Genomic DNA, 11,891 nt, shown 5'->3' on the forward strand with positions numbered 1-11,891 from the left:
GCGCAGCATGACGGGCGCTGTCGATACGGCATCGATCGTCGATCTGTTGACGGCGCTCGTGCGCACGCCCAGTCGCGGCGGCATCGATGCATGCGCACCCGTGCTCGAACGCGTCGAAGCGTGGCTCGCCGCGAACGGCGTTCCCGCACGCAGGCTCGCATCGGGCAACGGCGAACCGCTCGGCCTGTATGTCCAGATACGCGGCGCGGCGAGCGGTCCGCACTACCTGCTGAACGCCACGCTCGACACCGCGAGCTTCGGCGACGAAGCGACGTGGACGCGCGCGCCGTTGAGCGCACATGTCGAAAACGGCTGGCTGTATGGACGCGGCAGCGCCGACAGTAAAGCGGCCGTCGCGATCTTTGCGCACCTCGCCGCTGCATTCGCGCAGCGCACAGGCGACATGAAAGGCACGCTCGGCGTGCTGTTCGATCTCGATGAACACACGGGCGGATTCGGCGGTGCGCGCGCGTTTTTCGATGCACCCGACGCGCCCCGGCCGGATGGCGTGTTGATCGGCTATCCGGGCATCGACCGCATTGTGGTTGGCGCGCGCGGCTTTCTGCGCGCGCGGATCGTCGTGCGCGGGATAGCCGCGCACTCGGGTGCGAGCAGCACGCTCGGACTGAACGCAGCGATACGCGGCGCGCAGCTCGCCACGGCGCTGAGCAAAGCCGCACTGCCGTTCGAGCGTGCGTTCGGCCGCGCCGCGCAACTCACCCTCACGGGCCTTCGTGCCGGCGACGGCACCTTCACCCGCGTGCCGGACCGTTGCGAGCTGAGCATCGATTGCCGGCTCACGCCGGGCTTCGATGCGCAAGCCGCGCGGGGCGCGATCGAAGCCGCCGTTCGCGAGCACGACGCGCATTACGATGCCGCGCTGGCGACGTCGATCGAATGGATCGCGGGTTGGCCCGCGTATCGCGTCGCGGATTCGCACCCGCTAGCGCGCCGCGTCCATCCGCGCGCGTTCGACGAACTTGGCACCGACCTGCCGCGCGACGTTGCGGGGCCGTCGAGCATCGGCAACTATCTGGCCTCGTTGGGCGTTCCCGCGCTGTGCGGCTTCGGCGTGCGCTATGAAGGCATTCACGCCGCCAACGAACGCGTCGAACTCGCTTCGATTGCGCCCGTTTATCGCGTCTATGAACGCGCGTTGCACGTGCTGCTCGGCAGCTGAAACGCGCGGGCCAAAACGCCGTCAAACACGCGTTTTGGATGTGCGCAAAACGATTGCTGCATCGCGCCAAGCCCCGCCGCGCAAGCCTGACCCCCGACACGTTTCGCCCAATTAAGCGTTTTTTGGGTATGATCGAAAGACACACAAGCTGGAGCCCAAGTCATGTCACAGGTCGCTGAACAAGCGCTGTCCGCATCAACGCCCGCCTCTTCCGCTGCAGCCGCCAACGCTTCTTCCCCTGCTTCGCTTCCCTGGGTCACGCGCCTCGTGTCGATGGATACGGTCAGCCGCAATCCGAACCTCGGACTGATCGAAACGGTGCGCGATGCGTTGCGCGAGCGCGGCATCGAAGCGACGCTCACGCACGACGACAGCGGCAAATGGGCCAACCTGTTCGCGACCATTCCGGCGCATGACGGCGAAACCAATGGCGGAATCGTGCTGTCGGGCCACACGGATGTCGTGCCCGTCGACGGCCAGAACTGGGACAGCGACCCGTTCAAGCCCGAAGTGCGCGGCGACAAACTGTATGGTCGCGGCACCTGCGACATGAAGGGGTTCATCGGCGCGGCGCTGACGCTCGTGCCGCAAATGCAAAGCACGAAGCTCGCGAAGCCGATCCACCTCGCGCTGTCGTTTGACGAAGAAGTGGGCTGCGTCGGCGCACCGCTGATGATCGCCGAACTGATGAAGCGCGGCGTCAAGCCGGATGGCTGCATCGTCGGCGAGCCGACCAGCATGCGCCCGATCATCGCGCACAAGGGCATCAACGCGTATCAGTGCTGCGTGCGCGGCTTCGCGGCGCATTCGTCACTGACGCCGAAAGGTTTGAACGCAATCGAATACGCGGCGCGCCTGATCTGCTTCATCCGCGACATGGCCGACCAGTTTCGCGAGCAAGGCCCGTTCGACGAACTCTACGACGTGCCGTTCACAACGGCGCAAACCAGCACAATCAAAGGCGGCAACGCGATCAACACGGTGCCCGCCGAATGCAGCTTCGAGTTCGAGTTCCGTAATCTGCCGACGCTCGATCCCGAGCCGATCTTCGCGCGCATCGAGCAATATGCGCGCGAAACGCTGTTGCCGAAGATGAAGCGCGAGCACGAAGCGGCCGCGATCCAATTCGCGAAGATCGCCGCGGCGCCGGGACTCGATGCAACCGAACAGGCGGCCATTACGCAGCTCGTGCGCGCCCTCACCGCCGACCAGGACAAGCGCAAGGTCGCGTACGGCACGGAAGCGGGCCTGTTCTCGCTGGCAGGCATTCCGAGCATCGTGTGCGGACCCGGCGACATCGTGCAGGCGCACAAGGCGAACGAGTTCGTCACGCTCCCTCAGCTCGCGCAGTGCGAACAGTTTCTCGGCAAGTTCATTCACAGCATGTCGGTCGATGCGCAGGCGCACTGATCGAAGCACGACATAACAAGACCGAACGACAAGACATCGAACGCGGACCGCACCCACACACGAGTACGCACGCCATGTCCACCGCCACGCCGCAGCATACCGACCACACGATCGACGGCGAGCCGATTCCGACGCTCGACGACATCGCCTCGCAACACTTCGCGCTGACGCCCTGGGTGGCGCGCACGCCCGTGTTCGACCGGCTCGATTTTCCGACGCTCGAAGGCACGCTCGTCAACTTCAAGTTCGAGCTGCTGCAGGCGGGCGGCAGCTTCAAGACGCGCGGCGCGTTCACGAATCTGCTCGCGCTCGACGAAGGGCAGCGCAGCGCGGGCGTCACCTGCGTGTCGGGCGGGAATCACGCCGTCGCCGTCGCGTACGCGGCCATGCGCCTGGGCGTGAGCGCGAAGGTCGTCGTGATGCACGCGGCCAATCCCGCACGCATCGCGCTGTGCCGTCAATACCGTGCGGAAGTGGTGATGGCGGCCGACGTGACGGAAGCATTCGACATCGTGCGGCGAATCGAGGCCGAAGAAGGCCGCTATTTCGTGCACCCGTACAACAGCTACCGGACGGTGCTCGGCACGGCCACGCTGGGCTACGAGTGGGCCACGCAGACGCCCGACCTCGATGCCGTGATCGTGCCCGTCGGCGGCGGTGGGCTTGCGGCGGGCGTGTCGACGGCGCTGCGCCTCGCCAATCCGCGCGTGCATGTGTACGGCGTCGAGCCCGAAGGCGCCGACGTGATGAGCCGCAGCTTCGCCGCGAATCACACGGTCAAGATGACCCACATGCATTCGATCGCCGACTCGTTGATGGCGCCGCACACGGAGCAGTACAGCTACGAACTGTGCCGCCGTCATATCGACCGGCTCGTCACCGTCACGACGACGCGCTGCGCGCCGCGATGCTCACGCTGTTCACGCAACTGAAGCTGGCCGTCGAACCCGCCTGCGCCGCCGCGACAGCCGCCCTGCTCGGTCCGTTGCGCGAGCAACTGCAAGGCAAGCGCGTCGGCGTGCTGCTATGCGGGACGAATACCGGTCCCACTACGTTCTCCGCGCATATCGAACAGGCGCGGGCCGCGGAGGTCTGAGCCGGCGCGGTCGATTTTACGGTGCCATCGCGGCATCGCTAGTGACGACCATAGCCGCGGACGGTCGAAGCTCACCGCCAAGCCCATTCACGGTCCATCGCAGGTGCGCCGTTTGCAAGTGCGGTCAGTTCCGCGTCACTTTCGCGACGTGGCGGCCGTTTAGTCCCGCGTCTGGACAAAGCGCGCGATCAGGCGCCAAATCATTTCCCGCTGCGCCGATCGTTGGCTATCATGTCGCCATCGACTTCAAGGAGAACAGCCCGATGAGCATGGTCAAGGAATTCAAGGAATTTGCCCTCAAAGGCAACGTGATGGATCTCGCGGTCGGCGTGATCATCGGCGGAGCGTTTTCGACGATCGTGAACTCCGTCGTGAAGGATCTGATCATGCCTGTCGTCGGCGTCGCGACGGGCGGCCTCGATTTCTCCAACAAGTTCATCCTGCTCGGACATATCCCCGCAAACTTCAAGGGCAACCCCGATTCTTACAAGGACTTGCAAACGGCCGGCGTCGCGGTGTTCGGCTACGGCGCGTTCATTACGGTAGCGATCAACTTCGTGATTCTCGCGTTCATCATCTTCATGATGGTGAAGTTCATCAACAAGCTGCGCAGCCCGGCACCCGCCGCGCCCGAAGCGCCGCCGCCCACGCCCGAAGACGTGCTGCTGCTGCGCGAGATTCGCGATTCGCTGAAGAACTCGCCGCGCATCTGATTTCCACGCGCCGCCTCGTGCGGCGCCATCCGCAAATGGCCGGGGCCTGTCGCGTGTGTAGCGCGACAGGCCCTGTCGCTTCGGCCCATCGGCTGAATGGCGCGCGCCTAGCCTGTGCGCCTTTCGCTTGCGTTTTTTTGCGCTTTCGCGGCCGCCGCGCCTTCTATGGCCTGTTCGAGCTGCGTGAAATTGACGGGCTTCGTCAGATGGGACGTGAAGCCCGCCTCGAGACACCGCCGGATATCCTCGTCACTGCCGAACCCCGTCAACGCGACGGCAGGCGCGTCGTCGCGCTCGCGGAACGCCTTGATGAAATCGAGGCCCGTGCCGTCCGGCAGGCCGACGTCGCTGACGACCAGATCGAATGACGCGCCCTGCGTTGCCGCCAGCGCATCCGCCACACGTCCGACCACGGTCACGTCGTGGCCGAGCGTGCGCATCAGTTGCGCCATGACTTCGGCCGTATCCACATGGTCCTCGATCAGGAGGATCGCCAGCCCCCCCCGCGGACTGCACGCTTGCCGCTTCGGGCGCGGTCGGCGCCGCGGCGGGTTCCTCGGCCGTGGGGAGCGTGATCGTGAACGTCGCGCCGCAGTGCGCACCGGGACTTTGCGCGGTGACAGTGCCGCCGTGCGCATCGGTGAGCGCCTTCGTGATCGCAAGGCCCAACCCAAGTCCGCCGAATTGCCGCGACATGTTCTGGCTGCCCTGCTCGAACGCGTTGAACAGCTTGCCGATCTGGTCGGGCTCGATGCCGACGCCCGTGTCCTCGATCGAAATCTGCACGTGCATTCTTTCGTCGCGCGTGCGCACGTAGATATGGCCGCCGTCCGGCGTGAACTTCGCGGCGTTGCGGATCAGGTTCCACAGCATCTGCTGCAGCCGCGCGCGATCGGCGATCACGAAATGATGATGCGCGTCCTTGCTGACATGCACGTCTTGCTGCTTGGTCTGGATCTCGCTGCGGAACAGTTCGAGCACACTGTCGATCACGTCGTGCACATCCACCGTTTCCAGCGACAGACGCAACTTGCCGTTCGCCACCCGCGTCAGGTCGAGCAGGTCGTCGATGAGGCGCGCTTCCAGCTCGACATTGCGGCGAATCATCACCACGCCCGCGCGCACGGCATCGGGCAGGTCCGGCATCATTTCGAGCATGCGTGCCCCCGCCAGCACGGGCGTGAGCGGCGTGCGCAGTTCGTGCGACAGCATGGCGAGAAAACGGTCCTTTGCGCGGTTCGCCTCTTCGGCCGCCTGTCGCGCGGCCTGCGCCGACGCCAGCAGGCGCTCGCGCTCGTCGCTTGCTTCTCGTTGCGAATGGATGTCCGTGCAACTGCCGAACCACTTGCTGACGGCGCCGCTCGCGTCGCGCATCGCGGCGATGCGTGCGTCGAACCAACGGTACGCGCCGTCGCGGCGGCGAATGCGGAATTCGTTGCGATAGTCGCTGGTGTCGCCGCGCACCGCCTTGAGCCAACTGCGGCGCACCGCTTCGCGGTCGTCGGGATGAACGGCGTCGAGCCATGCGAGACCCAGCGCATTCGCGCCGTCGAGCCCGGTGTATTCGACCCACTGCTTCGACAGGAAATCGCAGTCGCCGTTGGCGTTGCAGGTCAGCACCAGATGCGGCAGCGCTTCCGACAGCGTGCGGTATTGCGCCTCGCGCTCGCGCAATAGCAGCGCCTCCGCCGACGCCCGCTGCAGCCGCATCTGCGCGAGCACCCGTTCGACGGCTTCGGGCAGATAGTCGAGGTAGTCGCCCGCTTTCGGCACGACATCGGAGACACCCGAGCGCAGCGCCTCGATCACGCGCGATTCGTCCGTGAAGCCGGTGACGAGAATGGCGGGAATGCGCACGCCCTCGCTGCGCAGCCGGCGGAAAAAGTCGAGCCCTGTCTCCGCGCCGTTCAGCTGATAGTCGAGCACGATCAGATCGGGCGCGCCCGCGGCGATGGCGCGCCGCGCGGCCTCGACGCTGCTGCTCGATTCGACGCGGCAGCCCGCGCGCTCCAGCGACTTGCGCGCGAGGCGCAAGATGCCTTCGTCGTCATCGACGACGAGCACATGCGCGGCGAGTGGCGTGGTGACGTCTTCTGTCATGCAGGATGGTTCAGTTCAATGGGACTTCGGACGATAGCGAACGTGTGTGACAGCAAGGCCGCATCCCGACGGAGCGAGAGTCGACCATTATGCCGGTGCATAGCGCTGTCCCGGCGGCAGCTTGACGACCTGCAGGAAAAAGCCGAGCCGCCGCACCGCCTCGATGAACGCATCGTATTCGACCGGCTTCGTGATGTAGACGTTGCAGCCGAGTTCGTAGCAGCGCTCGATCTCGCGCGGATCGTCGGTGGTGGTGAGCACGATGACGGGCATCGATGCCGTCGACGGCGACGCCTTCAGGCGCCGCAGCACTTCGAAGCCGTCGACGCGCGGCATCTTCAGGTCCAGCAGCACGACGTAGTTCGAGAGATGGTCCCGCGATGGACGGCCTTGTGCGCCCTGCCCCGGCCGTGGCTCGCCGAAAAAATAATCGAGCGCCTCCTGACCGTCGGCGAAGCGCACGAAACCGTTGGAAATGCCCGCGCGGCGCAGATTGCGCTCGACAAGCGTCGCGTGCCCGTCATCATCCTCGATCAGCACGATGCCGACCGAATTGCCGACCGCTTCCCCGTGTGACATGTTTCCTCCGGCGCCTGTGCGCTGCATTCGCGCTATCCTGCATCGGGCATCGCGCGACTAGGCGCGACTGCATCCCATGGTACGACTCACTGTCCGATATTATGCGTGGCTTCGCTTACGACCAGTTGCGGGCTTCGCTTACGGCGACTCGCACGCTGCGCGTCAGTGACGCAGCGGCTGATCCGGCAGCGTGACGAAGAATGTCGAGCCGGCGCCTTCCGCCGATTCGACCCATACGCGTCCGCCATGCCGCTCGACGGTGCGCCGCACGAGTGCGAGGCCGATCCCGTCGCCCTGCGCGACTTCGCCATGCAGCCGCTGGAACGCGCGAAACACTTTCGACATATACGCCGCGGGAATGCCCAGGCCGTTGTCGCGCACGAAGTAGGTGCGCGTGCGCGCGGCCACCGCTGATGCCCCTGCATCAGGCGCGCCATCGAGCGCGCCGACTTCGATGCGCCCGGGGCGCGACGGATCGAGAAAATTGACGGCGTTCGCGAGCAACTGACTAAACACCTGCTCGATCGCGGACGGATCGCCCCACGCCGTCGGCAGCTCGCGCACGACGACGACGGCGGCGCGCTCGTCGATGCGTTTTTGCAGTGCGTCGACGGCCCGCGCGACCGCGCGGCCCACGCTCACGCGCTGCCATTGATAGTCGAGCCGCCCGGCGCGCGAGATGCGCAGCAGCGCGTCGATGATGCCCGCGGCGCGCGTCACGGACGAACGCACGAAGCGCAGCGACTCCTGCACGTCGCCGTCGAGCATCTGCGTGAGCCGCTTATGCTCGACGTCGGGCAAGCCGGCTTCGACGACGGTCGCGCGCAGTTCGTCACACGAAACCTGCAGCTCCTTCGAAAAGCCCTGCATGTTCACGAGCGGCGAGCGCAGATCGTGCGACACGCTGTAGATGAACATCTCGTTGTCCTGCGTCGCCTGACGCAGCGTTTCGTTGACGCGCGCCAGTTCCTGCGCACGCGTTTGCAGCGACGCTTTCAGCGCCGCCTGATTCTGGTCCGCCACGCGCAGCAGCGCGCTCGTGCGATGCAGCGCCGCATCGAGCGCGGCGATCTCGTCGTCGCCGGCAAGCGGCCTCGGCAGCGGCCGACCGCTCGCGAGGCGCTGCGCGTTTTCCGCGAGCACGTCCAGGCGCCGGCCGATGCCGCGCGCGAACGCGAATGCCGTCCCCGCCCACAGCAGCATCGAGCCGATCACGGCGCCCGCAAGCGTGTATTGCTGCAGTCGCCGCGTTCGCGCGAGCGTGGCGTTGCGCTCGGCTTCGAGCCGCGATGCCTCGCCGATGAAATCGCCCAGTTGCTGGCGAAAGCTCACGACCCGCGCGGGCAGCTCGCCGCCTTCGAGCGTGACGAACGGCTTCATCGTCGCGCCCGTACGCAGCGACTGCGCGACGGACAGCGCCTGCTGCCGATAGCTGTCGGCGGCCTCGCGCATGCGGACGACGCGCGCCACCTGGCTGGGGGTATCGGCGACGGCCTGCTCCAGCCGCGCGAGCCGGTCGCTGATGTCGATCCACGCCGCATGACGGTCCATGAACGACGGGTCGCCCGTCGCGATGCCCGCGCGCACACGCGCGACTTGCCGCAGCATCGGATTTTCCAGCGCGGCCGCCTGATAGAGAATCTGCTTGCTGTCCGACGAGCGTTCGACGGCGCGCGCGGTTTGCGCCTGCATGTCGAACACGACGCCAAGCAGCGCCAGTTCGATGGCGCTCGGCAATGCGATCAGCAATAGACCCTTGGTGAACAGTTTCATCGGCGCCTGGCGTGGTTCGGCACGATCGGTTGAGGCGGCGAGCGTACGTTGGAAACTGCGCGTGCATTCCCATTGCCACGCGGACCCGGGCGCGAATCATGAGCGGCGCGCATACATCGTCTTCGCGCGAGGCGCGCGTAGCGTTGCTGCGCGGCAAATGCCATCGATATTTTCACTCATGCGCTGCGCGCGTGAGCCCGTGACAGCGTGACGCCACGCTTCTGAGCCGCGCCGCAACTGGGACGCGGCCATTATCGGCGGGCACAGCGGATATTTCAATGCGCGCGCTCAAGGGGGTGGCGCACATAAAAATGTCTTTTTTTAAGGGTCCGGAAACACGCACAGCGCGGGTGAGTCTATTATTGAACCCAGATGCACAGGGGATGCGAAAGCGCACGGCGACGCGATTCGGCCTGATTCGCACGGACGATGGAGTGAGACAGACGAATCACCGTGTATCCGGCATTTTCGTATGCTATAAAAGATCGACGTGCGGCGCGCGAAGCCGGGAGTGGTCGCATGAGGACGCTGCGTTTCTTGCAATTCTTTTTCAGGCGAGTTTTTATGTCCTTCCCGAAAAAGCGCAGGCGCGCGAAGGTGGACGGCGACGAGTCGTTCCTCGCTGTGCTGCGGCACTTCAAGCCCTTCGGTCAACTCGACACCAAGATCGCGCGTGCACGCGCGCAGGACGAGCCCGTTCTGTACGCGCACGTGCTGCCCGGACTCGATGTCCTGCTGTGCAGCGTGCGCGGCGCGCAGCCGCCCTATCCCGCCGTCGCCGAATTGCGACGGCGCTGCATTGAATCCATCGCGAATGCACTTGAGCAACCGCTCGACGGGCTGGAGAACGGCGGCTACTGGTATGAAGCCGACGGCTTCGGTTTTCTGGTGTTCGCGAGCCGTGCGCGGGCGCGCATCCTGCCCGAGTTCGGCGCGACGCGCGCAGCGGCAGGCACGCGACGCGGCGTGCGTCGTCAGGACGCGGCCGGCGACGCGACGCCGCGTTCGTTGCGATAGATCCGATTTCGCACGGATTGCACGCGTTAAGCGTCATCTGCCATCCGTGCGCGCCATCCGGGATTTCACAGCAGCATAAACAGCACGGCCGCGAATATCGCGGCCGTGCTGTTTTCTGCGGGCAGTGTTTCGAGTGACGAATCAATGAGTGCGCGATGAGTCCGATAAATCGTTTCGCGCTCAACGATCCGCGCTCGGCTGCCGTGTCGAGCACCCCCAACTCCCCCGACAACCCCCGTCAGCTCCCCTTGAAATCGGCCGCGTTCGCCGGTCCGGGCAGCGCCGCGCCATTGCCCGCCGGCGCAGCCGGCTTCTTCTGCGGCGGCGTGGCCGATCCAGCCGCCGATGCGGCCGAGGCGTCCGCCGCCCCCGGCGTCCCCGCCGGCAGTGTGCCCCCCTTCGTCTTCTGTTTTTGCCCCGGCGGCGGCGCGATCGGCCCCTGCGCCTCCATGGCCGTCATCAGTTGGTGACACGGCAGCGGCTTGTTGTTGCTCGGCGCGATCAGCGGAATCAGCGCGGCAAACGGATTGATCAGCCCGAGACCGACCATCGCGCCGCCGCGCACGGCGAGCGCCGCCGCATTGACGCCGACGTGCGGGTCCTTGAAGGTGCCCTTCACATAAAGCGGCGAGCGCAGCGAAAAGATGCGAAAGCCCTTCGTGTGCGGATGCACGCCCAGATCCATCGACTCGTCCTTCATGTTCACCTTGCCGTCGACATTGATCACGGCGTCCTGCGTATCGAGCGCGAAGACGCGCGAATCGAGCACACCGTCCGTCACGACGAAATCGGCGGCCGCGCAATTAATCTGCACGTCGCGATTGCCAAACAGCTTCTCGTAGACGACATTCGCCACATTGAGTCCGGCTGCCTCCATCAGCAGCCGGCTGATGGCGCCGTCGGTGATCAGCAGTTTGACCTCGCCGTTCGACGTGCCCGCCAGCGCCGCAGGCGAGTTGCCCGTCGCAGACAGCGCCGCGTCGCCGTTGATTTCGCCGAGCGCGTTCTGCATCGCCTTTGCGGTCGGCAGTAGCTGCTTGAGCTTCAGGTGGCGCGCCTGCGTCGAGAAGCGCCCCTTCAGCGGCGTCGCGCTGCCGTCCAGATGAATGTTCGACGCAAGCGAGCCGCCCGCCACGCCGAACTTCAACGGCTCCAGCGACAGCATGCCATCCGTCATCACGAGATGCGTGTACAGGTCGGTGATAGGCAGCGCCGGGTCCTTAACGATGCGGCGGCCCGTGAACTTGACGTCGGCATCGATCGCCTTCCAGCGGTCCGTCTTGAACTCTTCCGTCGGCAGCGCCTTGCTCGACGGCTGGCGTTTCTTCTCACCGCGCCGCGCCTTGCTTGCGTTGCTGTCGGCGCCGATGACCGGCGCAAGGTCCTTGAACTGCAGCAGATTCGACACGAGCGTGCCTTGCAGCAGCGGACGCGGCTCGCGTTGCGTGTAGACGAGCGTGCCGTTCAGATCGCTGCCGCCGACGCGCCCTGTAAAATTTTCATACCGGAATACGCTGCCGCCCTGCTTGAAATTGCCGATCAGGTGACCTTCCGTCGCGTACGGCGGCGTTTCCGGCAGCGTGATGCCCGTGAGGTCATACAGATGATCGAGGCTCGTGCCTTGCAGCCACAGGCGCAGATCGACGGCCGCGAGATGCGCAGGATCGGTGACCGTGCCGACCATCGCGATGCGCAAATCGCCCGCCTTCACGTCGGCCTGTACAGGGAATGGCCGCGACCTGTCCTGCAACGCGAGCACGCCGCCGAACTTGCCGCTGCCGGACACCGGCGAGCGGTTGTACGTGCCCTTTACGGTCCAGCCAATGCCATATTGTGGCGCGGTCTGGCGCTGCGTGACAGCCGTGCCCGTCGTAGCGCTCGCGGGCGCGCTGGATGCCGCCGACGGTGCCGACGCGCTTTCGCTCGTGAGGCTCGATGCGCCGCCACCCGCTGCCGGCGTCGCTGCGCCTGTGACCGTGCTGGCACCCGTGGCCGTACCCGCGGGCGCCGACGCCACCGGCAC

Annotated in this window: 7 protein-coding genes and 2 pseudogenes; 5 read left to right on the forward strand and 4 right to left on the reverse strand. The window is 65.8% G+C overall.

Features of this window, described 5'->3' with window-relative positions; all coding sequences use genetic code 11:
• Positions 1-7: 7 nt before the first annotated feature.
• The 4 genes and pseudogenes from H3V53_RS33625 to mscL all read left to right on the forward strand — a co-directional run bounded on the left by H3V53_RS33625 (position 8) and on the right by mscL (position 4,399).
• Positions 8-1,180, forward strand: a complete 1,173-nt coding sequence (locus tag H3V53_RS33625; RefSeq protein ID WP_336601515.1) for a M20 family metallopeptidase — start codon at positions 8-10, stop codon at positions 1,178-1,180.
• A 162-nt stretch (positions 1,181-1,342) separates the two neighbouring features.
• A complete protein-coding gene (argE, locus tag H3V53_RS33630; RefSeq protein ID WP_336601516.1) occupies positions 1,343-2,590 on the forward strand; it encodes an acetylornithine deacetylase in 1,248 nt (415 codons plus the stop codon).
• A 74-nt stretch (positions 2,591-2,664) separates the two neighbouring features.
• Positions 2,665-3,686 (forward strand): annotated as a pseudogene (locus H3V53_RS33635) (threonine/serine dehydratase).
• Positions 3,687-3,949: 263 nt separating this feature from the next.
• Entirely contained in the window at positions 3,950-4,399 is a 450-nt protein-coding gene (mscL, locus tag H3V53_RS33640; protein ID WP_054926746.1) for a large conductance mechanosensitive channel protein MscL, read from the forward strand.
• A 107-nt stretch (positions 4,400-4,506) separates the two neighbouring features.
• On the opposite strand, the pseudogene H3V53_RS33645 reads toward mscL, so the two are convergent.
• The 3 genes and pseudogenes from H3V53_RS33645 to H3V53_RS33655 form a co-directional block, all read right to left on the reverse strand.
• Positions 4,507-6,499: pseudogene (locus H3V53_RS33645) on the reverse strand (hybrid sensor histidine kinase/response regulator).
• An 87-nt stretch (positions 6,500-6,586) separates the two neighbouring features.
• Positions 6,587-7,078, reverse strand: coding sequence for a response regulator (locus H3V53_RS33650; protein WP_336601517.1), 492 nt, complete (start codon positions 7,076-7,078; stop codon positions 6,587-6,589).
• A 162-nt stretch (positions 7,079-7,240) separates the two neighbouring features.
• The gene (locus H3V53_RS33655) at positions 7,241-8,851 is read right to left on the reverse strand and encodes a sensor histidine kinase (RefSeq protein WP_336601518.1); all 1,611 of its coding nucleotides are present in this window, start codon (positions 8,849-8,851) and stop codon (positions 7,241-7,243) included.
• 519 nt (positions 8,852-9,370) lie between these two features.
• Here H3V53_RS33655 and H3V53_RS33660 point away from each other — a divergent pair.
• Positions 9,371-9,868: a hypothetical protein gene (locus tag H3V53_RS33660; protein ID WP_054926743.1), complete on the forward strand. Its 498-nt coding sequence runs from the start codon at positions 9,371-9,373 to the stop codon at positions 9,866-9,868.
• Between the two features lie 238 nt (positions 9,869-10,106).
• Here the strand turns inward: H3V53_RS33660 and H3V53_RS33665 are convergent.
• Positions 10,107-11,891: AsmA family protein (locus H3V53_RS33665; RefSeq protein WP_336601519.1), on the reverse strand; the 1,785-nt coding region annotated here is incomplete at its 5' end.

This window comes from Paraburkholderia bengalensis (assembly GCF_037126505.1).
Classification (GTDB): Bacteria; Pseudomonadota; Gammaproteobacteria; order Burkholderiales; family Burkholderiaceae; genus Paraburkholderia; species Paraburkholderia bengalensis.

Bases quoted from the DNA above. Each gene is read 5' to 3' on its own strand.
- H3V53_RS33625 (WP_336601515.1), top strand. From the start codon at position 8: ATGACGGGCGCTGTCGATACGGCATCGATCGTCGATCTGTTGACGGCG.
- argE (WP_336601516.1), top strand. From the start codon at position 1,343: ATGTCACAGGTCGCTGAACAAGCGCTGTCCGCATCAACGCCCGCCTCT.
- mscL (WP_054926746.1), top strand. From the start codon at position 3,950: ATGAGCATGGTCAAGGAATTCAAGGAATTTGCCCTCAAAGGCAACGTG.
- H3V53_RS33650 (WP_336601517.1), bottom strand. From the start codon at position 7,078: ATGTCACACGGGGAAGCGGTCGGCAATTCGGTCGGCATCGTGCTGATC.
- H3V53_RS33655 (WP_336601518.1), bottom strand. From the start codon at position 8,851: ATGAAACTGTTCACCAAGGGTCTATTGCTGATCGCATTGCCGAGCGCC.
- H3V53_RS33660 (WP_054926743.1), top strand. From the start codon at position 9,371: ATGAGGACGCTGCGTTTCTTGCAATTCTTTTTCAGGCGAGTTTTTATG.